Below are 24,267 nucleotides of genomic sequence, written 5' to 3' on the forward strand. Positions count from 1 at the left end.
GAAGTGTGTTGGATGAAGTGAATGCCAACACAGCACACACATCACAAGAACAATACACCAGCAACATCATGGCAAAACACAGCAAAAGCATCCCCCAGCGCGGCCTGCGCGTCGCCGACCAGATCCAGAAAGACCTGTCGGAACTGATCGCCTTCGAACTCAAGGACCCGCGCGTCGGCATGGTCACCATCAGCGAAGTCAAGCTGACCCCCGACTACGCCCACGCCAAGGTCTACTTCACCCTGCTGAAGGACAGCCCGGAAGAGGTCAAGCAGACCCTGGACGGCCTGTCGAAAGCGGCCGGCTACCTGCGCAACCTGCTCGGCAAGCGCCTGCACATCCACACCTTGCCGCAGCTGCACTTCGTGCACGACACCTCGACCACCCGCGGCCTCGCGATGTCGGCGCTGATCGACCAGGCCAACGCGGTCCGTGCAGCCGATTTCGGCCAGGACGACGAAGCGTCGGACAAAGAGTGAACCGCGCCGTCAAGAAGCCGCGCGACCTGGTGGATGGGGTCCTGCTGCTGGATAAACCCGTCGGCCTGTCCTCGAACGACGCACTGATGAAGGCCAAGCGCGTGTTCAATGCGAAGAAGGCCGGCCACACTGGCACCCTGGATCCCTTCGCCACCGGCTTGCTGCCGCTGTGCTTCGGGGAAGCGACCAAGTTTTCGCAGGATTTGCTGGAGGCGGACAAGACCTACGAGGCGACGGTCCACCTCGGCATCATGACCACCACCGGCGACACCGAAGGCGAGACCATCGAAGAGCGCACCGTCGACGTGACGCGCGAGGCGATCGAGGCGGCGCTGGCGCGTTTCCGCGGTCTCATCTTCCAGGTCCCGCCCATGTATTCCGCGCTCAAGCGCGACGGCAAGGCCTTGTACGAATACGCGCGCGAAGGCGTCACGCTCGAGCGCGAAGCGCGTCCGGTGACCATTCACGGCCTGTCGCTGATCGACTACAGCGCGCCTTTCCTGAAGATCCTGGTGACCTGCAGCAAGGGGACCTACGTGCGCGTGCTGGGCGAGGACATCGGCGCCGCGCTCGGCTGCGGCGCCCACCTGAACGCGCTGCGCCGGGTGCAGGTCGGCAGCCTGACGACGGAACGCATGATCACGCTGGAAGACCTGCAGGCCCATCCCGACCCGCTGTCGCTGCTGGGGCCGGTCGATGCGCTGCTGTCGAGCTTCCCGCCGATCGAACTGAGCCCGGACCTGGCCGGACGCTTCCTGAATGGCCAGCGTCTGGCGCTGGGCAAGGAAGCGGTCGTGGTGCCGGCGCAACTCGGCCGGGTCCGCGTGTATTGCGAAGGAAAGTTGCTTGGGACGGCGAACTTGCAGGAATACGCGATCCTGGCGCCGGAGCGACTGATCGCCGCCGGCAGATGATACCACGCCGCTGTCCGCACGACGCTGCTGGACAGCGGCGCCGTGTCCGCGGACGCGGCGCCGGCCCGATGGGACTGGTTTTTCCTGGTAGGACTTAACTGGCATGCCTTTTGCAGATACGGGAATTCCTTATTTTGGAGATTCCCATGCCTCAGCTTTTCATGCGTACCGCCTTGTCGTTGGCCTTCCTCTTGAGCACGTCCGGCACGCTTCATGCCGCCACCGAACGCGACCGGGTGGTCGACGAAACACTGTCCCAGCTTAAGGCGCAGTACGTCCATCCCGCTACTTATCCCGCCATCGAACAACATGTACGCAAGCACCAGGAAGCGGGCGATTACACCAGCGCGGTGAGCGAGGAAGAGTTCGCGCGGCTCCTGACCGCGCATATGCAGGAAATCAGCCATGACAAGCACATGCGCCTGAAGTTCCAGCCAGACGTACGCAGTTTGCGCCCGTCAGCCAATGCCAGCACGCCGGCGAAGCGCGCGCTCGAGCGGCGCGAGAATTATGGCTTGCAAAAAGTCGAAATCCTGCCCGGCAATGTGGGATACATCGATATCGTCAAGTTCCACGATACCGCCGAAGGCGCCAGGGAGACCATCGGCGCGGCCATGGGCTTCGTCGCGCATACCGACGCCCTGATCATCGACCTGCGGAACAACCGCGGCGGCGGGGAAGCAATGCAGTTGTTGACGAGTTATTTTTTCAAGCATCAGTTCACCGTCATGGAACTGCATTACCGCCATGATGGGATCTACAAGGCGCGCACCCTGGCCCGCATCCCCGGCAAGCGTTACCTGGACAAGCCGGTCTACCTGCTGACGTCCGACCGTACCTTCTCGGCGGGCGAAGCGTTTTCGTATGCGATGAAAAGCCTAAAGCGCGCAACCCTGGTCGGCGCCACGACGCGGGGTGGGGGCAATCCGATCACCATGTTTCCGCTGCGCAGGGACTACCTGCTGTCGGTGCCCACCGGCGTCTCCGTCAGCCCCGTCGATGGCGGTAGCTGGGAAGGCGTGGGCGTCCAACCCGACGTCGCAGTGGACGAAGCATCGGCCCTCGACGTCGCGCACCGGCAAGCCCTGCAAACCTTGCATCAGCGTAGCAAGGACGAGACAGTGAGGGCGAGTCTGGAAAAACATATTGCAGCGCTCGAGCGGCGCTGAAGCGCAGCCAGGCACATGTCGACGCTTGTTTCTGGCACGCTGCGGTGCAGCAACCGGAATAACCGTGCTATAGTAGCGGGTTACGGAAATCGGCATGTTCGTCTGGCTTCACAGTTGAGCTGCGCGATTTCATCCATCACGCAACATTCACTGTTGAAAATACACATGTCAGACACCAAACGCGCAATTCGTAATATTGCAATCATCGCCCACGTTGACCACGGCAAGACCACCCTGGTCGACCAGCTTCTGCGCCAGTCGGGCACCTTCCGTGAAAACCAGGCGGTGGACACCCGCGTGATGGATTCGAACGACCTCGAAAAAGAGCGTGGCATCACGATTCTGTCGAAGAACTGCGCGGTCGAGTACGAAGGCACCCACATCAACATCGTCGATACCCCGGGCCACGCCGACTTCGGCGGCGAGGTCGAGCGCGTGCTGTCGATGGTCGACTCGGTGCTGCTGCTGGTCGATGCGCAGGAAGGCCCGATGCCGCAGACCCGCTTCGTGACCCGCAAGGCGCTGGCCCTGGGCCTCAAGCCCATCGTCGTGGTCAACAAGATCGACCGTCCGGGCGCCCGCGCCGACTGGGCGATCAACCAGACCTTCGAACTGTTCGACAAGCTCGGCGCCACCGACGAGCAGCTCGACTTCCCGATCGTCTACGCCTCGGGCCTGAACGGCTACGCCGGCATGGATGAAAGCGTGCGTGGCGGCGACATGAAGCCGCTGTTCGACGCCATCCTGAAATACGTGCCGGTGCGTGACGACAACCCGGACGGCCCGCTGCAGATGCAGATCACCTCGCTGGACTACTCGTCCTACGTGGGCAAGATCGGCATCGGCCGTGTCAACCGCGGCCGCGTGAAGACCGGCCAGGACGTGGTGGTCATGAACGGTCCGGATGCGACCCCGATCAAGGGCCGCATCAACCAGGTGCTGAACTTCAAGGGCCTGGAGCGCGTGCTGGTCGACGAAGCCGTCGCTGGCGACATCTGCCTGATCAATGGTATCGAAGAAATCGGCATCGGTTCGACCGTCTGCGCCGCCGACGTGCCGGAAGCGCTGCCGATGCTGACCGTCGACGAGCCGACCCTGACCATGAACTTCATGGTCAACAACTCGCCGCTGGCCGGCCGCGAAGGCAAGTTCGTCACCAGCCGCCAGCTGCGCGAGCGTCTCGAGCGCGAACTGAAGGCCAACGTCGCACTGCGCGTGTCGCCGACCGACGACGATACCACCTTCGAAGTGTCGGGCCGCGGCGAGCTGCACCTCACCATTCTGCTGGAAAACATGCGTCGTGAAGGCTTCGAGCTGGCCGTGTCGCGTCCGCGCGTGGTCTACAAGATGGTCGACGGCGTGCGCCAGGAACCGTACGAAAACCTGACCGTCGACGTGGAAGAAGCGAACCAGGGCGGCGTGATGGAAGAACTGGGCCGCCGCCGTGGCGACCTGCAGAACATGGAATCGGACGGCAAGGGCCGTGTCCGTCTGGAATACCTGATCCCGGCGCGTGGCCTGATCGGCTTCCAGGGCGAGTTCATGACCCTGACCCGCGGCACCGGCCTGATGAGCCACGTGTTCCATGAATACGCAGCCGTGGACAACAGCAAGGGCGAACTGGCCGGCCGCCGTAACGGCGTGCTGATCTCGCAGGACGACGGCGCCGCCGTCGCCTACGCGATCTGGAAGCTGCAGGACCGCGGCCGCATGTTCGTCGAGCACAACACCCCGGTGTACGAAGGCATGATCATCGGCATCCACTCGCGCGACAACGACCTGGTCGTCAACCCGATCAAGGGCAAGCAGCTGACCAACGTGCGTTCGTCGGGTACCGACGAAGCCGTGCGCCTGGTGCCGCCGATCCAGATGTCGCTGGAATACGCCGTCGAGTTCATCGAGGACGACGAGCTGGTCGAGATCACCCCGAAATCGATTCGCCTGCGCAAGCGTTACCTGAAAGAGCACGAGCGCAAGAAGGCGAGCCGCGAAGGCGCGTAATCGCCACGGCTTCATGAAAAACCCGCTGCTCGCAGCGGGTTTTTTTACGCCTAAGATGCCGGCGCGATGCGATGTGCATATCGTCCGTCATCTGGCGCACATTAGTGTAGATCTGGTCTTCATTTTTCATCTTGTTACAGTTCTTACAGCCGTTCGCTTGGGCCGGTGGGGGGTGCGATGCTATTGTGATCACAACGCGATTCACTGGGAATTGCGACACAGTTGAAGCACTTTGAAAGGACTTGGTATGAAAAAGCTGATGATTGCAGTAATGGCCACCGCCGCCGTCGCAGGCGCCGCCCAAGCGCAGGACACCGGCAAGGCCTACGTCGGCGCCGCCGCCGTGACCTCGAAGAACTCCACGCTCGATTCGAACAAGGCCGACGGCAAACTGTTCGGCGGCTACAAATTCAACGAGCAGCTCGGCGTTGAGGCAGGCTGGACCAACCACCACAAGACCGACGTCGGCCCGCGCGGCAGCACCGAAGGCTATGGCACCTACGTGGCCGCCAAGTACACCATCCCGGTAAACGAGCAGGTCGGTGTCTACGGTAAAGTTGGTGTGTCGCACAGCGAGCGCAAGATGACCAACAACATCGGCCAGCGCTTCAAGGACGACGACACCAGCGGTTACGGCGGTATAGGCGTCGAGTACAAGCTGAACCAGAACACCGCGCTGGTGGCGGAATATGAGCGCTACGGCAAGACCAAGGACTACGGCGCCCGCGCGAACGTGTGGAGTGCCGGCGTGAAATACGGCTTCTGACCCTTCAGAAGCTGACGAAAAAGCCCTCCGGCGCCTGGCGCCGGAGGGCTTTTTTAATTCGCAAAAAAGATCAGCGCAGGCCGAGCAGGGCCTGGACCCGGTCGCGGCTGACGCCGACCAGCGCCGAGGTGATCGCCAGCAGCGACTGGTAGTCGTGGCTGGCCGCGGTGGCGGCGAAGTCGCCGGTGATGGCCAGCAGCTCGGCTTCCGGAATTGCCGGCTGGCTGGTGGCCGCCATGGCCGCGCTCAGCGCCGCGCTGGCCGCTTCCTGCGAACGGCGCACGCGCGCCAGCGCCTGCATTACCTCGCGCAGGCTCTGGCGCAGGGCGTCGGGGTTACCGATGTTCCATTGTTCAGGTGCGATGACGGCAGGGTCTTCCACCGTGTCCACGCGGCCGCGGCCGGAGATCGCGATCGCCTCCCTGATGCCGACCCATTCCGACTCCGGCGCGCTGAACACCAGCTGCTGCTCGCTGTCGAGCGAGACCTGCACCTTCACCGGCGTCAGGGTGCGGTTCAGGCGCGCCGCGATGTCTTCCGGCGTCATGCCCGCTTCGATGGTGGCGGTGATGTTGGGGCCGCCGGAAGCGCCCACCGAGAAGGCATAGGTCTGCTGGCCGCCCGCCTGCAGGGACGCCATGTCGAAGCCGCGGATGCGGAAACGCGTGCGCGCCGGTTCGGCGCTGCGGAAGTCGAGCTGGGCGTCGATGCCGCCGCCACCCTGTTTCGCACGCGAGGCGAGCGAACTGGCGAGCTGCTGGGCGCGCGCCTCGATCTGGCGCACCGGGTCGCTGCGGCCGGCGATCTTGGCGCTCAGGTCTGCCTTCAGGGCTTCGAGCTGGGCGGCGACGCGCTGCAGGTAGTCGAGCGCCTGTTGCGCGCGTGCGACGTCGCCTTGCAGGCGCGTGTCCCACTTGATGCCGCGCTGCAGTGGCGCGGCGGCAGGGGCGCTGGCAGTGACGACGCGGCTGTCCGGATCGGCCGGGCGCACCGCGGTGGCGCGCGCTGCGCCGGCGGTGGCGCCGGCGGCGGCTGGACTGGCGACGGCGGTGGTGGAGGCCGGGTTGGCGGGGCGAAGGGCTGCTTCCATGACGAACGATTACAGGACCGAGAACAGGGACAGGTTGCCGATGCGGCTGTACGCCTTGTAGGTGGCTTGCAGGGCGGTGGAGTAGCCATTGAGGGCGGTGGCGGCTTCGCCGACGTCGAGCGCGCCGATGTCGGTGATCGCCATCTTGTTCGAGAGGCTGACGTTGGCGTGGTTGGCGTCCAGCGTCTCCATGATGTTCTGGGCGCCGCCGATGGTGGCGATCTTGCCGGTCACCAGGTTCATCGCATCGTCGAAGCCGTTCAGATTGGCGGTGAGCACCGCGCGCACGGCCGGATCGTTGGCCGAGGCGCCCGGCGCGCCGAGGGCCGAGATGGTGGTTTCGAGCTGGTTCAGCAGCTTTTCCAGGCCTTGCAGGTTGTCGTTGGCCGGCTGGGTGATGCCGTTGCCGACCACCACATCCTGGGAATTCGTGTTGCCGACATAGGTATAGCGCGAACCGAGCGGGGCGCTGGCATCGTATTTCAGCGGCGCGGTGCGGGTCAGCGTGCCGGAGAACACATAGTTGCCTTCGTGGTCGATGGTGTTGGCGCTGTAGAACAGGCTGTCGCGCAGCGATTCGAGCGGGCTGATCATGGCCTTCAGGTCGTCCGGCGCATTGCCGCCATCCAGGGCCCAGACCAGCGTGTCGCGGCCGACGACCATTTCCTTGCTCATATTGCTCAGATAGCCTTCGGTCTTGTTCAGGCGGATCTGGATCGAGGCGATGTTGTCGCGGTACTGCTGCACCGTAGCTTCTTCGCGCGACAGCCGCGCCAGGCGCACGCTGTCGACCGGGTCGTCCGAGGGCACCAGGATGCGCTGGTTGTTGGCCAGCTGCTGGGTGATGGTGGTGATGCGCTCCTGGTTGGTCTGGAGCGACTGGTTCATCGTCGACTGGTACTGGGTGGTGGCGATCCGCATGGCTATTCCTTTAGCCCATCATCGCCAGGGTGGCGTCGAAGAGCTGGTTGGCGACCGAAATGACTTTCATGTTCGCCTGGTACATGTTTTGGTACTCGACGAGATTGACCGCTTCCTCGTCCTGGTTCACGCCGCTGGTCGATTGCCAGTCGTCCACCGACTGGGTGCGCACGGTCGTGGTGGTCTTCAGGGCCGCCTTGTTGAGCTGGCTGTCGACGCCGAGCTTGCCGACCAGCTGGGTGTCGGCGTCGCTCAGCAGCACGGTGCCGATCGAGCCGACCGTGATCGGCTGCGATTTCACGGCCACCAGCTTCTGCAGGTTGCCGGTGTCGCCCGGGGTGCCGTCGGCGGAGAAGGCCAGGTCCTCGACGATGAAGCCGCTGGCGACTTTCAGCATGTCGGCGCCGCTGCCCGGGGTGTAGGCGAACAGCGCGCTGCCGGCGGTGCCGTCGGTCTTGTAGCCGAGGCCGAGCTGGGTGTTGACCTTGTCGGCGATCTGGCGCGCGATGTCGGCGATGTCCTGCTGCAGCGGCGCCAGGGTCTCGGTTTCGTATCTGGTCAGGCCGCCGAGCTGGCCGCCGAGCCGGCCGGCGTCGAGCACGTAGGTGGTGTTGGCGAAGCTGAGGCTGAATTCCTGGGCGCTGGTGGCGGTGGGGGCGGCCTTCAGGGTGCCATAGATGCCGCCCAGCACCAGGGCCTGGCCGGTTTTGAGCGAGACGTTGCGGGTGCCGTCGGCATTGTCCGAGACTTCCAGCGCCATCTTGCCGGCCAGATCGTCGATGGCCTGGTCGCGCGCATCGATCATCGACGAGGCGTTCTGGCCGCTGGCATTGGCCGCGCCGATCTGGGCGTTCAGGCGCGCGATGGTGGCGATCTGGGCGTTGGCCGAATCGACGATCGCGCTGCGCTGGGTGCGCACCGATTGCAGCTGGGCGTTGAACACATTGTTCAGGCCATTGAAGCGCTCCGACATCAGGCCGGCCGAGGTCAGCACCTGCTGGCGCAGCGGGGTCGAACCCGGATCGCCGGCGACGGCGTTCAAGGCGCCGAAGAACTCGTCGATGCCGGCCGACAGGCTGGCGGTCTTGTCGCCCATCACGCTTTCGAGCTGGCTCAGGTAGGGCTGGTTCTGCGAATGCGCACCGAGTTCCGAGGCGGCGCGCCACATGGCCTGGCTTTTATAGCCGTCTGAAAAACGCAGCAGCGAACTGGCCTGCACGCCATTGCCGGCCGCACGGGGATCGGCGCCGGGGCCGATGGTGGTGAGCAGGGCGGCCTGGCGGGTATAGCCCTTGGTCTGCAGGTTGGCGATGTTCTGGCTGCTGGCGGTGAGCGCCACCTGGGCGGCGAGGGCGCCGGACAGGGCGTTATTGATGATGGCCATGGTGCGGATTCTTCCTTTGGGCAGGGTTCACCATGTAAAGGCGACCGTTTGTTGCGACTTATTAAGCCTACTTGCTCGTTTTTGCGCCGGGCACCAGCTGGCGCAGGATGGCGTCGGCGATGCCGAAGGCGCGGTTGCCGGCCATGTTCCCGGCCAGCAGGTCGTCGGCCATGTCCTGCATGTCCTGGTTGACCCGGTTGTTGAACACGCTGTCCTCGGCCGCCATGGCGCGGGTCGAGGAGCGCATCTCCTTGAGCATGTGCGAGATGAAGAAGCGTTCGAACTCGACCGCGGCCTTGGTGGCCTTGGCGGCGTACACCGGGTCCGGCTGCTCGGCGGCCGGAGCGACCGGCGCATCCGCGCCGGCCTGGGATTGGGCGAGCTGCTGGTCGATCTTCATCAGATCACCACCAGTTCGCCTTCGATCGCGCCGGCCTGGTCGAGGGCCTGCAGGATCGCCATGATGTCGTCGGGCGAGGCGCCCAGGCTGTTGACCACGTCGATGATGGTCTGCAGCCTGGCGCCGGCCGGCCAGTGGAACATCTGGCCCGAGCCCTGGTCGACCGACAGCTTCGATTCCGGCGTCACCGCGGTCTGGCCGCGCGAGAAGGGCCCGGGCTGCGACACGCGCGAGCTTTCCGAGATGATGACCTTGAGCGAACCATGGGTAACGGCCGCCGCCTTCACGCGCAGGCCGTCGGCGATGACCACGGTGCCGGTGCGCGAATTGAACACGACCTTCGGCACTTCGACGCCGGCGTCGACCTGCAGGTTGTTCAGGCGCGCCATGAAGGCCACGCGCTCGGTCGGGTTCTGCGGGGCGACCACTTCGACGCTGGTGCCGTCGGCGGTGGTGGCGATCGGGCCGTATTTGGCGTTGATCGCGTTGACCACATTGGTGGCGGTCTCGAAGTGCGGCTGGCGCAGGCGCAGCATGACCTGCGGGCGGGTCGCGAAGTCGCTCGGGATCTCGCGCTCGATCATGGCGCCGTTCGGGATGCGGCCGGTGGTCGGGGTATTCACGGTCACCGAGGAACCGCTTTTTCCCGTGGCGTTCAGGCCGCCCACCACCAGGTTGCCCTGGGCCAGCGCATAGATCTCGTTGTCGGCCGCGCGCATTTGCGTGAGCAGCAGGGTGCCGCCGCGCAGGCTTTTCGCGTCGCCGAGCGAGGAGACGGTGACGTCGATCGCCTGGCCGCGGCGGTAGCCCGGCGGGAACACGGCCGACACCATCACGGCCGCCACGTTCTTGTTCTTGGCGTCCTCGCCTTCGGGCAGGCGCACGCCGAACTGCTTGAGCATGTTGACCACCGACTGGCTGGCGTACTTCACCTGGGTCGAGTCGCCGCTGCCGTTCAGGCCGACCACCAGGCCGTAGCCGACCAGCGGGTTTTCGCGCACGCCTTCGACGCTGACCAGGTTGCGCAGCGCCTGCGCGCTTGATGCCACGCCGGGGAACACGGTCGCCGTCATCAGCAGCGCGCACATGACGGTGCGGAGAAGGCGCGAGGCGCGCAATGCTTGGATCATCTTGTCCTCAGAACGGCATCAGCGGGCCGGTAAAGAAGCGGGTCAGCCAGCCCGGCTGGTTGCTCTCGGCCAGGGCGCCCTTGCCGGAATAGGCGATGCGGGCATTCGCCACGCGCAGCGAGGACACCTGGTTGTCGTTGTCGATGTCCTGGGCGCGGACGAAACCCTTCAGGCGCACGAATTCCTCGCCCTGGTTCAGGGTCAGGTTCTTCTCGCCCGACACGCGCAGCAGGCCGTTGGGCAGCACTTCCTGCACGATCACGGTCAGCGAGCCGGACAGAGCGTTCTGCTGGGTGCTGGTGGCGTCGCCTTCGAAGCTGCGGTCGGCCGAGATGTCGATCGCGGTCTTGCCGAAGGTCTTGCCGAGCGCCGCGATCGGCGACACGCCGACCGAGGAGCCTTTTGAAAAGCTGGTGCCGGCGCGCTTGCTGGCCTGGGTGGTTTCCTGCAGTATGACGGTGACCGCGTCGCCCACGCGGTAGGCACGGCTGTCCGAGGTCAGCGACACGGTGTCGCCCGTGAACACGCCGCCCGAGACGCCGCGCGACGTGGTGCGCGCCATCGGCACGAAGTCCTCGTCGTTCGCGAGCTGGCGCGGCGGCGCCGAAGCGCAGCCGGCCAGGATGGAGGCGCAGAGCGCCGCGATCATGACTTTCATCAGCGAGCAGCCTGCGCCAGGTACTGGAGCATGTTGTCGGCCGCCGACAGCACCTTGGTGTTCATCTCGTAGGTGCGCTGGGCCGCGATCATGTCGACCATCTCTTCGACCACCTGCACGTTCGAGCCTTCCAGCGCGCCTTGTTTCAGCTTGCCGAAAGCGCCGTCGCCGGGACGGCCTTCGTTGGCGGTGCCGGAAGCGGCGGTTTCCTGGAACAGGTTCTCGCCCAGGGCCAGCAGGCCCGCCGGGTTCACGAAGCTGGTGAGCGTGAGCTGGCCGAGTTCGGTCGGCGCGGTGGCGCCGGCGACGGTGGCCGAGACCATGCCGTTCTCGCCGATGGTGATCGCGGTGGCGTTCTGCGGCACGGTGATCTGCGGCACCAGCGGCAGGCCCTGGGCGTTGGTCAGGGTGCCGTTCGCATCGACCTGCAGCTGGCCGGCGCGGGTGAAGGCCGGTTCGCCGTTCGGGCGGCGCACCTGCAGGAAGCCGGCGCCGTTGATGGCGACGTCGAGCGGCTGGCTGGTGGTCTGCATATTCCCGTTGGTGAAGACCTTCTGGGTGCCGACCACGCGCGTGCCGTTGCCGAGCTGGACGCCGTTGGAGACGGTGTTGTCCGCGCTCTGGGCGCCCGGCTGGGCGTCGACCTGGTAGAACAGGTCTTCGAACACGACGCGGTCGCGCTTGAAGCCGACCGTGTTCACGTTGGCCAGGTTGTTGGCGATCGCCTGCAGCTTGGCATCCTGTGCCTGCACGCCGGTCTTGCTGATCCACATTGCGGGGTTCATTGCTACTCCTTGATTGTGCGCCGATTCATGCGCCGATGAGGCGGTTGCCCGCCTCGTTCATGCTGTCGCTGGCCTTGAACATCTTCATCTGCATTTCGAAGCTGCGGTTCAGGCTCATCACCGCGACCATCTCTTCGATCGCCGACACATTGCTGCCTTCCAGCGCGCGGCCGCGCACGGTGACGTTCGGGTCCATCTCGAGCGGATTGCCTTCGCGCGAGACGATCAGGCCGGCCTCGTTCTTGGTCAGCTCCGCGCCTTCGGCATTCACCAGGCGCAGCTTGTCGACCGGCTGCATCAGGGTCGCGCCATCGGTCAGCACCGAGATCGTGCCGTCCGTTCCGATCTCGACCGCCTGGTGCGGCGGCAGCACGATCGCGCCGCCTTCGCCCAGCAGCGGATGGCCGTTCACCGACAGCGCGCCGTTGGCGTCGATGTCGATGGCGCCGGCGCGCGTGTAGGCTTCGCCGTCGCCGTACTGCACCGCCAGGTAGCCGGCGCCGCTGATGGCGACGTCCAGCGGACGGCCGGTCTCGCGCACCGCGCCGGCGCGGGTCGAGATGGTGTCGGCCTCGGTGCGCGCCAGGTGCATGCTGTCGTAGCCGTAGCCGTTCTGCATGGCCTGGGTCGCGGCCACCTCGAGGTTGGCGCGGAAGCCCGCGGTCTCGCTGTTGGCCAGGTTGTTGGCGTGCACCTGCTGCGAGCGCAGGGTGCGCTCGGCGCCGCTGACCGCCGTGAAGATGAGCTTATCCATGCCTGCTTACCTTAAAGGGCCTGCATCAGGGCCTGCATCATCTGGTTCTCGGTGGTGATGACCTTCGAGTTCGCCTGGTAGTTGCGCTGCGAGGTCATCAGGCCGACGAGTTCCGAGGTGATGTCGACGTTCGAGCCTTCCAGCGTGCCGGTGGACAGCTTGCCGGCCAGGCCGACGCCCGGGGTGCCGTACAGCGGCGCGCCCGAGGTGCTGTTGGCGATCCAGCTGGTGTCGCTGGTCTGCGCCAGGCTGCCCTCGTCCGGGAAGGTGGCGATCGCCACGGTGCCGACCACCTGGCGCTGTTCGTTGCTGTACTTGGCCACGACCGATCCGTCCTGGGCCAGTTCCACGCCCACGAAGCTGCCCGAGGCATAGCCGTCGCTGCTGTTGGTGGTGTTGGTCGCTTCGCCCGAGACGTGGGTGGTGCCGTCGTAGGAGAGCGTGAAGGCGATCGGATCGACGCCGGCGCCCGGGTTGTAGGTCAGGGCCTGGATGGTGCCGGCCGGCAGTTCGCCCTTGGTGTTGAAGGTCAGGGTCTTGGTGGCCGCGACCGGGGCGCCGCCGTCGAAGGCGTAGTGGACGGTGACGGTGTTGGCCGGGGTGGCGGCCTTGACGAAGTACTGCGACAGGGTGTGCTGGGTGCCGACGGAATCGTAGACCACCGACTGCTTCACCATGTTGTAGCTCTTGTCGTTGGTGGCGTCGAAGGTGGCGACGGTCGGCGGCGTCCAGTCGTAGGACAGGTTGCCGACGTAGGCGACCTTGGTGGTGGCGACCGCGGGGATCTGGCCGGTCGGGATCTTGATGTCGCCCATCACGCCCAGCGCGCCGTTCACCGACGGGCCGTAGCCCTGCACGTTGCGGCCGGCGGCGTCGACCAGGTAGCCGTCCTTGTTGGCCGAGAAGATGCCGACGCGGGTGTACTGCATCACGCCCTGCGCGTCGCGGCTGGTGAAGAAGCCGCGGCCCTGGATCATCGCGTCCATGCTGCGGCCGGTGTTGATCAGGCCACCGTTCTGGCCGATGTTCTGGGTCAGCGAGGCGACTTCGACGCCGTTGGCCTGGTCGCCGGCGTACACCGAGGCGAAGTTGGCGCGGCTGCTCTTGAAGCCGTAGGTGCCGGCGTTGGCGATATTGTTCGACACGGCTTCCAGCTGCTCGTTGATGGCCTGGATGCCGGACAGTGCGATATTGAAGCTCATGGGGTTTCCTTTCAGTTGTCCGTTGCGGCCAGGGCGTTCGCCTTGCCGTTGAAGCCAGTCACGGCGAATGGGTCGACTTCGCCGATGCCGGCGACCTGCAGCACCACCCCGCCGCCCGCCGCCATGCGCACGCTCTCGAGGCGGGCCGTGACTTCGACCGCCGGCTTGCTGCCGTCCGCCGCTTCGGCGCGGATGCCGTAGCTGCCCGGCGCCAGGCCGAGGGCGGTCGGGTCGATGGTGAAGGGCAGGGCGCCGGCGCCGTGCGCGGGCAGCTCAACGCGGGTTTCCTTGCCGCCGGCGTCGACCAGGACCAGGCTGGTCGCGCTGCTGCTGCCGGAGAGCTGGACGTTGCCATCGACCTTGTCGCCGCCGAGGCGCAGGCGGCTGGTCACGACCGAGACGTCGCTGCCGACCTGGGCGCCCATGGCCAGCACCTGGATGCTCTGCAGGACGCTGGCGCTGGCGCTGGTGGTCTGGGCCAGGTTCTGCAGCGCCTCGGTCTGCGAGAGCTGCGACAGCTGGTTCACGAACTGGCTCGGGTCGGAAGGCGCGAGCGGGTCCTGGTTGCGGATCTGGGCGACCAGCAGCTTGGTGAACATGTCCTTGTTCTCGCTGGTGGCCACGCCCGTGGCGTTGCCGGCGACCGTGTCGCCGCCGGTGTTCGAGGTGGCGAAGCCGAAGGCGTTGGTGGCGGAGGTGGTAGTCATGCGGATCAGCCCTCGCCCAGTTTCAGCAGCGAAGCCTGCATGTTCTTGATGCGTCCCATCACCTCGACATTGGTCTCGAAGGCGCGCGAGGCGGCCATCATGTCGGCCATCTCGGCCACTTCGTTGACGTTGGCGTAGTAGACCATGCCATCGGCGTCGGCCACCGGGTTGCCCGGTTCGTACATCTTGCGCATCGGTTCGTTCGACTGGACCACGTCCAGCACCTGCACGCGGGCGGCGCCGTCCTCGCCCAGCACCGAGGCGAACACCGGCTTGCGCGCGCGGTAGCCTTCGGCCTCGGAGCCGGCGACGGCATTGGCGTTGGCCAGGTTGCTGGCGATCGTATTCAGGCGCACGGTCTGCGCCGCCATCGCCGAGCCTGCGATGTTCGAGATGTCCTTGAAGCCCATGGTATTGTCCTTACTGGCCGGGGTTATTGACCGTTGATGGCCTTGGCCAGGCCGCGCAGCTTCATGTTGATGAAGGTGAGGCTGGTCTGGAAGTCGGAAGCGTTCTGCGAGAACGCGGCCTGCTCGACGCCGATCTCGACGGTGTTGCCGTCGGCGCTCGGGTGGAAGGGCACGCGGTACAAGGGGCCGTCGCTCGACAGCGTCGGCGCGCCCGCTTCCTGGTCGATTTGCTCCTGCAGTGCCGAGGCGAAGTCGACGTCGCGCGCGGTGTAGCCCGGCGTGCTCTCATTGGCGATATTGGCGGCCAGCACGCGGGTACGTTCGGCGCGCAGCTGCAGCGCGTCGGCGTGCACGCCGAGGGCATCCTTGAAATTAATCGTCATTGGCGATCCTCTGTCGGTGAACTGCGAATGTTTCAGTAAAATGGGCGCTTCACGGCCCGCTATTTAACAATGATTGCTTTCCGTACGGCAACCTTTGCCATTGTAACCTGTCTTTTCTGTGCCACAAGCGACGCTGCTCAAGGTATTTCTTCCGTAATAGAACAAGCCGCCCGTGGACAAATCGACAAACAACTGCTAAGCAGCGGCTTGTCGGAACCGCAGGTCGACCTGAGCGTTCTCAGCGCACGCCCGGCGCCTCCCTGCAGTGTCCCGCTCGAGGTCGAGGCGCTCGACACCCGCCAGTACGCCCGCATGCGCTTCCTGGCGCGTTGCCCGGCGCTTGGCGATAACGCCGGGTGGCGCCGGGATTTCGTGGTGCGCGCGCGGGTCTCGGCCATCGTCGCCGTGGCAGCCAGCCCGGTCGTTGCGGGCCAGCCGATCGGCGACGAACACGTCACTCTCGAGCGGCGCGACGTCACGCTGGTCGGCGACGCGATCGGCGCGCCCGAGCTGGCGGTCGGCCAGACCAGCCGGCGCAGCCTGCGCGCCGGCGAGATCCTGCGCGCCGGCCAGCTCAGCGCGCCGCTGCTGGTCAAGCGCGGCGACCAGGTCCAGATGCAGGCCCGGGTCGAGGGCGTCGAAGTCAGCATGGCCGGCGAGGCGCTCGACCCCGGCGCCCGCGGCGCCGTGGTGCGCGTGCGGAACACGGGCAGCGGGCAGGTCGTGCGCATGCGCGTGGCCGGCGCCGGCACGGTCGAACCGCTCGACCTGCCGCTCGGCGTCAGTCGCTAGCACCTTGCAGTTTCGTCGCCAGGCGCGCCAGCTTGGCGGCATAGGCCGGGTCGGTCGCATAGCCGCCGCGCGCCAGGCCACGCGCAAAGGCGTGGGCGTCGGCGCCGACGTTCAGGGCGTCCTTGTAGCGCGGATTCTCGATCAGGGTGCGCGCATAGTCGCGGAAGGCGGCGCCCGCATCCGGGTAGGCGCGGAAGCGCTCGCGGGTCCTGATCGCCGCGCCGCCCAGGTATTCCGTGGTCGCCGACTCGCTGACGGCGCCTTCCCAGCTGCCGCCGGCCTTGATGCCGAACAGGTTGTGGCTGGAGGCGCCGTCGCCGGTTTTCAAGGGATGCCTGCCCCAGCCCGATTCCAGCGCCGCGTGGGCCGACACCAGTTCCGGCGCCACGCCCAGCCGGGCGGCGGCTTCCTGAGCCCAGGGTGCGATGCTTTCCAGGAACGCCTGCTGTTCCGGCGTGGTGGCGCCGCTCGTCGCCTCGACCTCGCTGTCGCCATTGATCCAGCCAGTGGCGCGGGCGCGCCACATCGCGCCTTCCGCCGTCAAGGTCGAGGCCCCGCCGCCGGAGCCGCCGTCGCCGTTCTGGATATAGGCGGCGACTTCGCCCTGCACCTCGCTGAACATGCCGCCGAAACCGCTGCCGCCGCCGATCGCGGCAAGCGGACGGGTGGCGGCTGTCGGCGCCGTCGGCGCGGTGGACGTCAAGGGCGCCGTGGTGAGATCAGCGCGGCGCATAGATGCCGTCCTCTCCGTGCAGCACGCGCTGCATCACGCCGTACTGTTCCGCCAGCAGGCCGCCGTTGCGGGCCGTGGCTTCCTTGCAGGCCTGGACCGTGCGTTCCAGGTCGGACCAGGCGGCTTTCAAATCCGCTTGCGCCGGCGCCGGCTGGGCGGCGATGTACTGCGCCATGGTGCCGTCCGGGCCGAGCAGGGCGCGCACCAGCGAGACGCGCTGCTGGCGCCGCGCTTCCATCGCGTCCAGCAGCGGCGACAGCAGTCCGGCCAGCTGCGTCAGTTCGCCGCTGCGGTGGCGCAGGGCGGCCTCGAACTGGCGCTCGAGCAGGGCCAGCACCTCGGCGCTGTCGCGCACGTCGGCCTGGACGCCGTCGGCCAGCAGCGACTGCGCCTGCTGGCGCGTGAGGCGGCTGGGCGCGTTCATCCGCGGCCTCCGTGGAAGCGCTGGATCAGTCCCGCCAGGCGGCCCGCATCGAAGGGCAGCTCGCCCTTGGCCAGCTGGTCGCGCAGCTCGGCCACGCGGGCGGCGTCGAAGTCCGGTAGCGCGGCCAAGGCCTTGGCGGCCGGTTGCAGCACTTCCGATTGCAGGGCCGGCGCGGCGGCGGCAGGCGCGGGGGCCGCAGCCGGGGCCGCGGCGGCCTGGGGGCCGATGCTCACGGTGGAGACGGGGGCGCTGGCGCCGGTGATCTTCATGCGGGTACCTCGGGTTTTCGATTGAACGGTCATGATTACTTCGGTAACTGGACGCGCAGTTTCTCGAGTTCTGCCTGATCGGGCATGGATACTGAAGCTTCCTGGCCGAGCGGGCTGGTGGCGCCGGGTTTGCCGAACATGCCGGCCACCGCGCGCGACTGCGCCCGGGTCAGGATCAGCAGTTCGATGCGGCGGTTCACGCCGGCCAGCGGTTGCTGCGCGTCGATCGGCGCACGCTCGGCCATGCCGACTACCTGCAGCACGGTCTCGCCGCGCATGCCGCCGCCCAGCAGCTCGGCGCGCGCGGACAGCGCACGGTCGGTCGACAGCGCCCAGTTCGAGTAGCCGCCCTTGTCGGAGCCGGCGAAGCGCGAAGAGTCGGTGTGGCCGACGATCAGCATCTGGTTTTCCATCTGGGCGAACAGGGGCCCCATCTTGCGCAGCAGTTTCACGAAGCGGCCCGTGGGCAGGGCGCTGCCGCGCATGAACATGCCCTGGCGCTCGGTATCGTGCAGCATCACGCGCAGGCCGTAGGGGGTGACCACGGTGTCGAGATTGGCGGCGAGGCCGGCTTCCTGGCTCATCTCGCCCAGCGCTTTGGAGAGCGCCGCCAGTTCGGCGGGCGACTCGTAGGCCACCCGCGGCTGGCTCGGCGCGCCCGGATCGTTGCTGCCCTTGCCGCCGGCGGTGGGCAGCTGGAAGCGCTCGATCATGCTGCCGCTCGGCTCCGCCGCGATGGCCGACTTGTGGCCCATGCCCTCGAGCATGCCGCTGTCGGTGGCGTCGCGCACGATCTTCTTGAGGTTCTGTTGTTCGCGCGAGGCGATCAGCCACAGCACCAGGAACAGCGCCATCAGCGCCAGGCAGAAGTCGGCGAACGCCACCTTCCATGCGCCGCCGTGCTCGTCGTGCGCATGCTTGCCGCCGCCGCGCTTGACGATGGTCGCTTCGTGGTGCTTTTCTTTAGGGTTTGCCACGTTCAACCCGCCATGCGATCGCTGCCGCGGCGGCGCTTGTTCTGCGACTCGTCCTCGCCGCCCATCGCATTGATCCACTGTTCCAGCTGGGCGAAGCTGGGCTTGGTGTTCAGCTGGATCAGGCGGCGACCGGCGTCGATCGCCAGCAGCGCCGGCTTGCCGGCCACGTGGGTACACAGCACCACCTTCACGGTTTCCATGGTCGAGGCTTCGGAGTTGACCGACTGCTTCATCAGGTTGGCCAGCGGTTCGAGCAGGCCGTAGCAGAAGAAGATGCCGATGAAGGTGCCGACCATGGCCGCGCCGATCTTCTCGGCGATCTCGCCGGAGTCGGCGCCGCCCGAAACCGAGAACATCGCCATCACGATGCCCAGCACCGCGGCCAGGATGCCGAAGCCCGGCATCGCTTCCGCGATCTTCTGCAGCGATTTCGCCGGCTGGGTGAGTTCCTCGTGGATGGCTTCGAGTTCCTGTTCCAGCACGCCTTCCAGTTCGTGGGCGTTGATCTTACCCATCGCCATCAGGCGGAAGTTGTCGACGATGAAGGCCAGCAGCTTCGGCTCTTCCAGGATGCGCGGATAGCGCTGGAACATCGGGCTTTCCGACGGCGCCTCGACGTGGGCGTCCAGCGCTTTCAGGCCGCCGGCGGCGGTCTGCAGCAGCTCGTACATCAGGAGCAGCAGCTGGCGCTGGAATTCCGAGTCGTGCTTTTTACGCGCCGCGACTTTCTTCAATTGGTGGGCCAGTTCGGCCAGCACGTGCTTGGGGTTGCCCAGCACCAGGGCGCCAAGCGCCGCGCCGCCGATGATCAGGAGTTCGACCGGGTGGAAGATCGCGGAAAAGGTGCCGCCCATCAGGGTGAACCCCCCGAAGACGCACCCGAGCACGATGGCGATACCGAGTAATTGCTGCATGACGTAAGCCTCTCTCTTTTATCTTCTATATCAGCTGCGCTGCAGCGCGGCCTTCATCTTGGCCAGCGCGCTCTTGTTCAGCTGGCAGACGCGCGCATCCGACAGGTCGAGCACGGCGGCGATTTCCTTGTAGCTCAGTTCGAACTCGTAGATCATCTGGATCACGCGCTGCTCCTTGTCGTTCAGGCTGCCCAGCACCTGTTCCAGGCTGCGCCGCACCAGGTAGGCGTCTTCCGGACCCGGCGCGCTGTGCGCGTGCTCAAGCGATTCCTGCAGCACCTCGTCGAAGCTGAGCATCTCTTCGGCGCAATCGTCCAGCACGTGCTGGCGGAATTCTTCCGCGCTCACGCCCAGGGCGGCGGCTGCTTCCTTCTCGGTCGGCTCGCGCCCCAGCTTGCGGGTCAGCGCGCGCAGCGCATCGCGCACCCGGTGGCTGTCCTGGCGCACCGCGCGCGGACGCCAGTCCTGGCGCCGCAATTCGTCGAGGATGGCGCCGCGCACCCGCAAGCTTGCGTAGCTGCCGAAGCCGGTGTCCGGCGTGCCGTAGCGGCGCAGCGCCTCGAGCAATCCCATCAGGCCGATCTGCTCCATGTCCTCGCGCGAGACGGCGCCGGACACCTGCGAATTCAGCTGGCGCGCGATGCGCTTGACCAGCGGCGCATAGGCGACCAGGTGGCGCGCCTCGTCGGCCGGCGTCATGCCCGCGTTGGCGCTCGCCTCCCCGTAAAGGGCGGCGCCGGTGTCGGCGTAATCGGCTAGGTAGGCCACGGAATCACTCGATGATCAGCTTGCCGATCATGACTTCGGAAAACGGCTTGATGTGGTTTTCCCTGGCATAGCTGGCGTCGAAGGTCTTGTTCAGCTTGGCGGCGTACTGGTCGACCGTCATCGCGTTCGCTTCCGCCAGCGACAGCGGCGAGAGCGAGGACAGCACGATCGAGCGCAGCAGCGGCAGGTGTTCCTTGGCTTCCTTCTCCTGCTCGGCGCTGGTGGCCAGCACCAGGTCCACCGACAGGTAGTGGGCGGCGGCCTCGTTCGGCGCGCGGCGCAGCATCACGATCACCTTGTCGAGGGTGACGTACTTGGTCGGCTTCTTTTCCGGTTCCGGCTTGGGTGCTTCGACCTGGGCGCCGGCGGCGTGCTGGTTCGGGGCCAGGTACCACATCGCGCCGCCGGCCGCGGCGGCCGCGAGGATGGCGACGCCGGCGAAGGCGGCGATGAGTTTCACTTTGCTGTTCATGGTCGGCGGGTCATGCGCGCGCGTTCAGCGAGAACGCGGCGTCGGGTTGGTGGGCATCCAGCAGCGCGGCGCCGGGCTGCCGGTTCTGCTGGTCCTGTTGCTGTTCCTGCTGGCGTCCGCGGCCCTGGGCGTCGGCATGGAAGCCGGCGCCGGACTGCGCCATCGCCTGGGCGCGCGGCGCCTGCGTCACGTTCACCGACACGTCGCTGTACTGGCGGCCGGCCAGGTCGTTGCGCAGCTGCTCGCTCACGCCGTTCAGCTGGCGCAGCACTTCGCCGTGGGTGGCGCTGATGTTCACTTCCAGGCTGCCGGCGGCGTGGCGGATCGAGATCTCGACCCGGCCCAGCATCGGCGGCTCGAGGCGAATCACGGCCTGCTCGGCGTGCTTGCCGACCTGGAGGTTCAAGCGCTCGCCCAGCGCTTCCCGCAGCGGCTGGCGCCAGGCGGTGGGCGGGCCGGACAGGGTCAGGGCAGCGGTCTCGCGCGGTGCGGGGTTCGCGGTGTTCGGTGCGGCGACGGCAATGGCGCCGTTGGCGGGCGCCGGCGCCTCGCCGGATGTGGTCTCGGCCTGCGAAGCGGCAGGCTGGGCCACGCCGGCGGCCGGCGCGGCTTGTGGGGTCGGGGCGGCTGGCTGGGCCATGGCGCGCGCCGGCTGGACGGTCTCGCTCACCGGCGCGGCCACGGCCGGCTGCGGCGGCAACTCGGCCGGCCGCGCCGATGCCGCTTGCGGCAGTTCGGACGGAATGGCAGCGGCGGCGGCCGGCGCGGCGTCGGCGGCGCGCGGCTGCTCCGGCATGCCGGCGAAGACGCGCATGGCGGCCGGCATCGTCATCATCGACGGCATCATCGGCATGGCCATGGCGGCCAGCAGGGACTGATCGAGCACAGCTTCCTGCTCCGGCTCGGCGGCCGCCGGCGCTTCGTCCGGGACGGCGGCTTGCTGCGCTTGCGGCAGGGCTTCGGCCTCACCCGGCACGGCGTGCGGCGCGGGCGCGGCCGGCGCCACGTCCAGGAACTGGAAGAAGGCGAGCGGATTGGCGGTCGCCTGCGCGCCGGCGGCGGCCGGCATCAAGGCCGGGGCGTCGGCCGGCGCGGGGCTGCCTGGCGCGACCGCATCGCTCGAAGCGGGCAGGGTGCTGGCTGGCGCGCTGTTCATGGTGATGTTCATAGGGTGTTACCGGTTTCGGGTTCGTCCGCGAGGGCATAGGCCATCCAGCCTTCCTTGTTGCTGCCCATGTGTTCGAGCTGGGCCTGCAGGCGGCCGCTGGCGGCGGCGACCTGCAGGGCCGCGCCCTCGTGGGCGGCGCGCAGGCGCGTCAAGGCGGCGCGTTCGGGCGCGCTCCAGGGCCGTCCGGCGGCGAGGCGCTGCAGGCGCGGGCCGAGTTCGCGCACGGCGCGTCCCAGCAGCTCCCAGTCCTCGCGCGCGCCGGCGTCCTGCAGCACGGCGGCCAGGCGGTCGATGGCGCCGATCCTATCCATTGTGCTCCTGGACGCCTTTCCAGCCCTGGCGGATGGTGCCCAGGATGCGCACCACCTCGTCGACCATGGCCGGATCCATCTTGATGCCGGCGCCGTGCAGGTGCTGGGCGCAGAAATCGTAGATGCGGGCCAGGTTGGCGACGGTTTCGCCGCCCTGGTCGAAGTCCAGGGAGCTGGACAGGCCGTTGATGATCTCGACGCACTTGTCGATGCTGGCGGCCTTGGCTTCGAAGCGGCGCGCGACGATGTGGGCGCGGGCGCGCGCCAGCTCGTCGAGCAGGCCGTCGGTGAGCAGCAGCACCAGCTCGACCGGCGAGGCGCGCGAGGTCTGCGCATCCAGGTTGACGGCGTGGTAGCCGCCGTAGGCTTCTTCGTAGGACATGATGGTTACCTTGGGTAGGGGACGCGGTTCAATCCTTGTCGTTGCCGAAGATGGCGTCGAACATCGACAGGTTGTTGGTCATGGAATTCTGCAGCGTGGCCAGCGCGGTGAACTGCTTCAGGTAGCGCTGGTAGGCCGCTTCGTGCTGCACCTCGAGCGCGGCCTGGCGGTCTTCGATGGTCTTCTGCAGCGTGGTGTTGGCGTCCTTGCGCTTCAGGATCTGGCCGCTGGTGGCGTTGCTCCAGCTTTTCAGGAAGCCGTCGAGGCTTGCCGCGATGCCGCTCGGCGCCGAGGCCGAGCTGCTGCCGATCAGCTTGTCGAGACCGTTCGGGTTGCGCGCCAGCTGGGCCTGCAAGCGGTCGCTGCGCAGTTCGAGCGTGCCTTCCTTGGTGGCGATGATGCCGTAGGCCGCCAGGGTGTCGCCGCCCGCCGCGGGACGCAGCAGGCTGACCAGGCGGTCGTTGAGCGCGCGGATGCCGCCGTCGTGGGCAAAGGCGCCGCCGGCCGCGCCCTTGGACGGGTCGCCGGCGTCGGTCAGCTTGTTCAGCACCGCCTTCAGCTTGTTGTAGGCGTCCACAAAAGCCTGCACGTTGGCGGTGGTCGCCGCCGTATCGGTGCCGACCGTGACGGTGAGCGGCGCACTGCCCGCGGCGTGGGCCTTGGTGAAGGTCATCTTCACGCCGTCGATGGCGGTGAAGGTGTTGCTGGCCTGGATGATCGGGGTGCCGGTCTCGGAACCGATGCGGATCTCGGCGTCCTGCGCGATTACCAGCTCGCGCACGCGCGCCGGATCGGCGTTGGCGGCGGCCAGGCTCGAGGGGCCGGTGACGCCCGAGGTGTCGATCGTGATGCGGTTCGAGGCGCCGGTGTTCTTCGCGGTCAGCACCAGTTCCGAGGTCGAGCCGGTGGTGACGATCGAGGCGGTGACGAGCGACTTGTTGTCGGCCGCGCCGTTGATCGCGGCCGCCAGTTCGCGCGTGCTCAGGATGCCGTTGGCGTCGCTGTCGGCCGCGGCCAGGTCGACCTCGAAGGCGCTGGCGCCGCCCAGCTTGATCTTCAGGGCGCCGCCCACGCCGGCGTTGTCGCCCAGGCCGGTGTACGACACCTGGCTGGCGCTGGCCAGCTGCTTCACGAAGAAGGAATAGCTGCCGGCGGCGGCGCTGGCGGACGCGGTGGCGCTGCCGAAGCCGGCGTCGCTGTAGACGGCCGACTGCGTGAACACGCTCTTGTTCAGGCCCGTGAGGCTGGCCAGCGTGCCCTGGAACGTGGTCATCGCGCTACCCAGCTCGGTCAGGGCCTTGGCGGTGGCGCTGGCGGCGCTGGTCTGGGCGTTCAGGATCTGCTGGCGCGCCAGCACGTACTGGTCCGCCAGTCCCTGGGACGTGGTGACCGGATCATAGGTTGGTGCGGTGATCGCCGTTGCCATGTTCGCTGCTCCTTCTTGTCGTTCGTCCCGCTTGTTCAAGCGGTGCGGTTCGCCATCCACGACTGGGTGGCAATATCGTCTTCGCGCTTGCGCACGATCCGGTCCTGTTCCTTCGCCAGCTCGACTTCCTGCTGCTCGAGCACCTTGCCCAGCAGTTCACGCTCCGTCCACGCTTCGCTCAGCTTGCGCTGGGCCACCGCCATGTTCGCTTCGTGCAGCGCCAGGTCGGTGCGGTGCAGCTGCGCCATCGCCAGCACGTTCTGCTTGTAGGCGCCGCAGTTCAGCGCCAGCGCCGGGGGCAGGGCGCCGGACGCGCCGCTGCCCGTCGCCAGGGCATCCATGCGCGCCAGGTTGTTCTGATAGCGCACCCGGGTCGCTTCCTGGCTGGCCAGGTCGGCCTGCAGGCGGTCGACGGCGAGCGAGCGCAGTTGCACCAGCGTCCCGAGGCTGGCGATGGTCTGTTCGCGTTTCACGGCGC

General features: G+C 67.1%; 30 protein-coding genes. 6 read left to right on the forward strand and 24 right to left on the reverse strand.

What is annotated here, in order from left to right:
• Positions 1-68: 68 nt before the first annotated feature.
• The 5 genes from rbfA (at position 69) to LQ564_RS14160 (ending at position 5,329) form a co-directional block, all read left to right on the forward strand.
• The gene (gene rbfA, locus LQ564_RS14140; protein ID WP_231058742.1) at positions 69-479 is read left to right on the forward strand and encodes a 30S ribosome-binding factor RbfA; all 411 of its coding nucleotides are present in this window, start codon (positions 69-71) and stop codon (positions 477-479) included.
• Positions 476-1,393 carry a tRNA pseudouridine(55) synthase TruB gene (truB, locus tag LQ564_RS14145; protein WP_231058743.1) on the forward strand — a complete coding sequence of 306 codons (918 nt, stop codon included), beginning with the start codon at positions 476-478 and terminating at the stop codon, positions 1,391-1,393. Before rbfA ends, truB begins: the two co-directional genes overlap by 4 nt.
• Before the next feature lie 146 nt (positions 1,394-1,539).
• A complete protein-coding gene (locus LQ564_RS14150; RefSeq protein ID WP_231058744.1) occupies positions 1,540-2,562 on the forward strand; it encodes a S41 family peptidase in 1,023 nt (340 codons plus the stop codon).
• A gap of 165 nt (positions 2,563-2,727) precedes the next feature.
• The gene (gene typA / locus LQ564_RS14155; RefSeq protein WP_231058745.1) at positions 2,728-4,563 is read left to right on the forward strand and encodes a translational GTPase TypA; all 1,836 of its coding nucleotides are present in this window, start codon (positions 2,728-2,730) and stop codon (positions 4,561-4,563) included.
• 247 nt (positions 4,564-4,810) lie between these two features.
• Positions 4,811-5,329, forward strand: coding sequence for a porin family protein (locus LQ564_RS14160; protein WP_231058746.1), 519 nt, complete (start codon positions 4,811-4,813; stop codon positions 5,327-5,329).
• A 70-nt stretch (positions 5,330-5,399) separates the two neighbouring features.
• Here the strand turns inward: LQ564_RS14160 and LQ564_RS14165 are convergent, their stop codons facing one another.
• The 12 genes from LQ564_RS14165 to flgB form a co-directional block, all read right to left on the reverse strand.
• Entirely contained in the window at positions 5,400-6,419 is a 1,020-nt protein-coding gene (locus LQ564_RS14165; RefSeq protein ID WP_231058747.1) for a hypothetical protein, read from the reverse strand.
• A gap of 9 nt (positions 6,420-6,428) precedes the next feature.
• On the reverse strand, positions 6,429-7,340 hold the full coding sequence (flgL, locus tag LQ564_RS14170; RefSeq protein ID WP_231058748.1) for a flagellar hook-associated protein FlgL: 912 nt from the start codon (positions 7,338-7,340) through the stop codon (positions 6,429-6,431).
• A gap of 10 nt (positions 7,341-7,350) precedes the next feature.
• Positions 7,351-8,724 (reverse strand): flagellar hook-associated protein FlgK, encoded by a 1,374-nt coding sequence (gene flgK / locus LQ564_RS14175; protein WP_231058749.1) that lies wholly within the window; start codon positions 8,722-8,724, stop codon positions 7,351-7,353.
• 67 nt (positions 8,725-8,791) lie between these two features.
• Positions 8,792-9,124 carry a rod-binding protein gene (locus LQ564_RS14180; RefSeq protein WP_231058750.1) on the reverse strand — a complete coding sequence of 111 codons (333 nt, stop codon included), beginning with the start codon at positions 9,122-9,124 and terminating at the stop codon, positions 8,792-8,794.
• The gene (locus tag LQ564_RS14185; RefSeq protein ID WP_371873500.1) at positions 9,124-10,212 is read right to left on the reverse strand and encodes a flagellar basal body P-ring protein FlgI; all 1,089 of its coding nucleotides are present in this window, start codon (positions 10,210-10,212) and stop codon (positions 9,124-9,126) included. Before LQ564_RS14185 ends, LQ564_RS14180 begins: the two co-directional genes overlap by 1 nt.
• A gap of 49 nt (positions 10,213-10,261) precedes the next feature.
• Positions 10,262-10,912, reverse strand: coding sequence for a flagellar basal body L-ring protein FlgH (gene flgH / locus LQ564_RS14190; RefSeq protein WP_231058751.1), 651 nt, complete (start codon positions 10,910-10,912; stop codon positions 10,262-10,264).
• A complete protein-coding gene (gene flgG, locus LQ564_RS14195) occupies positions 10,912-11,697 on the reverse strand; it encodes a flagellar basal-body rod protein FlgG (protein ID WP_231058752.1) in 786 nt (261 codons plus the stop codon). The genes flgH and flgG overlap by 1 nt, the downstream gene beginning before the upstream one ends.
• A gap of 25 nt (positions 11,698-11,722) precedes the next feature.
• Entirely contained in the window at positions 11,723-12,451 is a 729-nt protein-coding gene (locus LQ564_RS14200) for a flagellar basal body rod protein FlgF (protein ID WP_231058753.1), read from the reverse strand.
• 11 nt (positions 12,452-12,462) lie between these two features.
• Complete coding sequence (locus LQ564_RS14205) at positions 12,463-13,653, reverse strand: flagellar hook-basal body complex protein (RefSeq protein ID WP_231058754.1); 1,191 nt, start codon at positions 13,651-13,653, stop codon at positions 12,463-12,465.
• Positions 13,654-13,664: 11 nt separating this feature from the next.
• Positions 13,665-14,360 (reverse strand): flagellar hook capping FlgD N-terminal domain-containing protein, encoded by a 696-nt coding sequence (locus LQ564_RS14210; RefSeq protein WP_231058755.1) that lies wholly within the window; start codon positions 14,358-14,360, stop codon positions 13,665-13,667.
• Between the two features lie 5 nt (positions 14,361-14,365).
• Positions 14,366-14,770: a flagellar basal body rod protein FlgC gene (gene flgC, locus LQ564_RS14215; protein ID WP_231058756.1), complete on the reverse strand. Its 405-nt coding sequence runs from the start codon at positions 14,768-14,770 to the stop codon at positions 14,366-14,368.
• Positions 14,771-14,793: 23 nt separating this feature from the next.
• Complete coding sequence (flgB, locus tag LQ564_RS14220) at positions 14,794-15,153, reverse strand: flagellar basal body rod protein FlgB (RefSeq protein ID WP_231058757.1); 360 nt, start codon at positions 15,151-15,153, stop codon at positions 14,794-14,796.
• Between the two features lie 207 nt (positions 15,154-15,360).
• Here flgB and flgA point away from each other — a divergent pair, with 207 nt between their 5' ends.
• The gene (gene flgA, locus LQ564_RS14225; RefSeq protein ID WP_231058758.1) at positions 15,361-15,945 is read left to right on the forward strand and encodes a flagellar basal body P-ring formation chaperone FlgA; all 585 of its coding nucleotides are present in this window, start codon (positions 15,361-15,363) and stop codon (positions 15,943-15,945) included.
• Here the strand turns inward: flgA and LQ564_RS14230 are convergent.
• The 12 genes from LQ564_RS14230 to LQ564_RS14285 are packed head-to-tail and all read right to left on the reverse strand — an operon-like array spanning position 15,935 to position 24,262.
• Positions 15,935-16,678: a glycoside hydrolase family 73 protein gene (locus LQ564_RS14230; RefSeq protein WP_231058759.1), complete on the reverse strand. Its 744-nt coding sequence runs from the start codon at positions 16,676-16,678 to the stop codon at positions 15,935-15,937. The two genes, flgA and LQ564_RS14230, sit on opposite strands and share 11 nt — an antisense overlap.
• Positions 16,665-17,102 (reverse strand): flagellar export chaperone FlgN, encoded by a 438-nt coding sequence (gene flgN / locus LQ564_RS14235; protein ID WP_231058760.1) that lies wholly within the window; start codon positions 17,100-17,102, stop codon positions 16,665-16,667. The genes LQ564_RS14230 and flgN overlap by 14 nt, the downstream gene beginning before the upstream one ends.
• A complete protein-coding gene (gene flgM / locus LQ564_RS14240; RefSeq protein WP_231058761.1) occupies positions 17,099-17,371 on the reverse strand; it encodes a flagellar biosynthesis anti-sigma factor FlgM in 273 nt (90 codons plus the stop codon). Before flgM ends, flgN begins: the two co-directional genes overlap by 4 nt.
• 35 nt (positions 17,372-17,406) lie before the next feature.
• Positions 17,407-18,348 carry a flagellar motor protein MotB gene (locus tag LQ564_RS14245; RefSeq protein WP_231058762.1) on the reverse strand — a complete coding sequence of 314 codons (942 nt, stop codon included), beginning with the start codon at positions 18,346-18,348 and terminating at the stop codon, positions 17,407-17,409.
• Between the two features lie 2 nt (positions 18,349-18,350).
• Positions 18,351-19,262, reverse strand: a complete 912-nt coding sequence (motA, locus tag LQ564_RS14250; protein ID WP_231058763.1) for a flagellar motor stator protein MotA — start codon at positions 19,260-19,262, stop codon at positions 18,351-18,353.
• Positions 19,263-19,292: 30 nt separating this feature from the next.
• Positions 19,293-20,030 carry a FliA/WhiG family RNA polymerase sigma factor gene (locus LQ564_RS14255; RefSeq protein WP_231058764.1) on the reverse strand — a complete coding sequence of 246 codons (738 nt, stop codon included), beginning with the start codon at positions 20,028-20,030 and terminating at the stop codon, positions 19,293-19,295.
• 4 nt (positions 20,031-20,034) lie between these two features.
• On the reverse strand, positions 20,035-20,502 hold the full coding sequence (locus LQ564_RS14260; RefSeq protein ID WP_231058765.1) for a flagellar basal body-associated FliL family protein: 468 nt from the start codon (positions 20,500-20,502) through the stop codon (positions 20,035-20,037).
• Between the two features lie 10 nt (positions 20,503-20,512).
• Positions 20,513-21,658, reverse strand: a complete 1,146-nt coding sequence (locus LQ564_RS14265; protein ID WP_231058766.1) for a flagellar hook-length control protein FliK — start codon at positions 21,656-21,658, stop codon at positions 20,513-20,515.
• 8 nt (positions 21,659-21,666) lie between these two features.
• A complete protein-coding gene (locus tag LQ564_RS14270) occupies positions 21,667-21,981 on the reverse strand; it encodes a hypothetical protein (RefSeq protein WP_231058767.1) in 315 nt (104 codons plus the stop codon).
• Positions 21,974-22,363 (reverse strand): flagellar export chaperone FliS, encoded by a 390-nt coding sequence (gene fliS, locus LQ564_RS14275; protein WP_231058768.1) that lies wholly within the window; start codon positions 22,361-22,363, stop codon positions 21,974-21,976. The genes LQ564_RS14270 and fliS overlap by 8 nt, the downstream gene beginning before the upstream one ends.
• 28 nt (positions 22,364-22,391) lie before the next feature.
• Positions 22,392-23,789, reverse strand: a complete 1,398-nt coding sequence (fliD, locus tag LQ564_RS14280) for a flagellar filament capping protein FliD (RefSeq protein WP_231058769.1) — start codon at positions 23,787-23,789, stop codon at positions 22,392-22,394.
• 35 nt (positions 23,790-23,824) lie between these two features.
• The gene (locus tag LQ564_RS14285) at positions 23,825-24,262 is read right to left on the reverse strand and encodes a flagellar FliJ family protein (protein ID WP_231058770.1); all 438 of its coding nucleotides are present in this window, start codon (positions 24,260-24,262) and stop codon (positions 23,825-23,827) included.
• Positions 24,263-24,267: the final 5 nt, after the last annotated feature.

This window comes from Massilia phyllostachyos (genome assembly GCF_021044825.1).
In the GTDB taxonomy this organism is placed as follows: domain Bacteria; phylum Pseudomonadota; class Gammaproteobacteria; order Burkholderiales; family Burkholderiaceae_D; genus Telluria; species Telluria phyllostachyos.

Excerpts from the sequence above, each read along its gene's own strand:
- flgC (WP_231058756.1), bottom strand. The coding sequence starts at position 14,770 with ATGGGCTTCAAGGACATCTCGAACATCGCAGGCTCGGCGATGGCGGCG.
- flgG (WP_231058752.1), bottom strand. The coding sequence starts at position 11,697 with ATGAACCCCGCAATGTGGATCAGCAAGACCGGCGTGCAGGCACAGGAT.
- LQ564_RS14160 (WP_231058746.1), top strand. The coding sequence starts at position 4,811 with ATGAAAAAGCTGATGATTGCAGTAATGGCCACCGCCGCCGTCGCAGGC.
- LQ564_RS14265 (WP_231058766.1), bottom strand. The coding sequence starts at position 21,658 with ATGAACAGCGCGCCAGCCAGCACCCTGCCCGCTTCGAGCGATGCGGTC.
- flgL (WP_231058748.1), bottom strand. The coding sequence starts at position 7,340 with ATGCGGATCGCCACCACCCAGTACCAGTCGACGATGAACCAGTCGCTC.
- LQ564_RS14205 (WP_231058754.1), bottom strand. The coding sequence starts at position 13,653 with ATGAGCTTCAATATCGCACTGTCCGGCATCCAGGCCATCAACGAGCAG.
- flgM (WP_231058761.1), bottom strand. The coding sequence starts at position 17,371 with ATGAAGATCACCGGCGCCAGCGCCCCCGTCTCCACCGTGAGCATCGGC.
- LQ564_RS14185 (WP_371873500.1), bottom strand. The coding sequence starts at position 10,212 with ATGTGCGCGCTGCTGATGACGGCGACCGTGTTCCCCGGCGTGGCATCA.
- flgK (WP_231058749.1), bottom strand. The coding sequence starts at position 8,724 with ATGGCCATCATCAATAACGCCCTGTCCGGCGCCCTCGCCGCCCAGGTG.
- LQ564_RS14180 (WP_231058750.1), bottom strand. The coding sequence starts at position 9,124 with ATGAAGATCGACCAGCAGCTCGCCCAATCCCAGGCCGGCGCGGATGCG.
- flgH (WP_231058751.1), bottom strand. The coding sequence starts at position 10,912 with ATGAAAGTCATGATCGCGGCGCTCTGCGCCTCCATCCTGGCCGGCTGC.
- LQ564_RS14165 (WP_231058747.1), bottom strand. The coding sequence starts at position 6,419 with ATGGAAGCAGCCCTTCGCCCCGCCAACCCGGCCTCCACCACCGCCGTC.
- LQ564_RS14260 (WP_231058765.1), bottom strand. The coding sequence starts at position 20,502 with ATGAACAGCAAAGTGAAACTCATCGCCGCCTTCGCCGGCGTCGCCATC.
- LQ564_RS14200 (WP_231058753.1), bottom strand. The coding sequence starts at position 12,451 with ATGGATAAGCTCATCTTCACGGCGGTCAGCGGCGCCGAGCGCACCCTG.
- rbfA (WP_231058742.1), top strand. The coding sequence starts at position 69 with ATGGCAAAACACAGCAAAAGCATCCCCCAGCGCGGCCTGCGCGTCGCC.
- fliS (WP_231058768.1), bottom strand. The coding sequence starts at position 22,363 with ATGTCCTACGAAGAAGCCTACGGCGGCTACCACGCCGTCAACCTGGAT.
- flgN (WP_231058760.1), bottom strand. The coding sequence starts at position 17,102 with ATGAACGCGCCCAGCCGCCTCACGCGCCAGCAGGCGCAGTCGCTGCTG.
- motA (WP_231058763.1), bottom strand. The coding sequence starts at position 19,262 with ATGCAGCAATTACTCGGTATCGCCATCGTGCTCGGGTGCGTCTTCGGG.
- LQ564_RS14150 (WP_231058744.1), top strand. The coding sequence starts at position 1,540 with ATGCCTCAGCTTTTCATGCGTACCGCCTTGTCGTTGGCCTTCCTCTTG.
- fliD (WP_231058769.1), bottom strand. The coding sequence starts at position 23,789 with ATGGCAACGGCGATCACCGCACCAACCTATGATCCGGTCACCACGTCC.
- LQ564_RS14230 (WP_231058759.1), bottom strand. The coding sequence starts at position 16,678 with ATGCGCCGCGCTGATCTCACCACGGCGCCCTTGACGTCCACCGCGCCG.
- LQ564_RS14270 (WP_231058767.1), bottom strand. The coding sequence starts at position 21,981 with ATGGATAGGATCGGCGCCATCGACCGCCTGGCCGCCGTGCTGCAGGAC.
- flgB (WP_231058757.1), bottom strand. The coding sequence starts at position 15,153 with ATGACGATTAATTTCAAGGATGCCCTCGGCGTGCACGCCGACGCGCTG.
- LQ564_RS14210 (WP_231058755.1), bottom strand. The coding sequence starts at position 14,360 with ATGACTACCACCTCCGCCACCAACGCCTTCGGCTTCGCCACCTCGAAC.
- typA (WP_231058745.1), top strand. The coding sequence starts at position 2,728 with ATGTCAGACACCAAACGCGCAATTCGTAATATTGCAATCATCGCCCAC.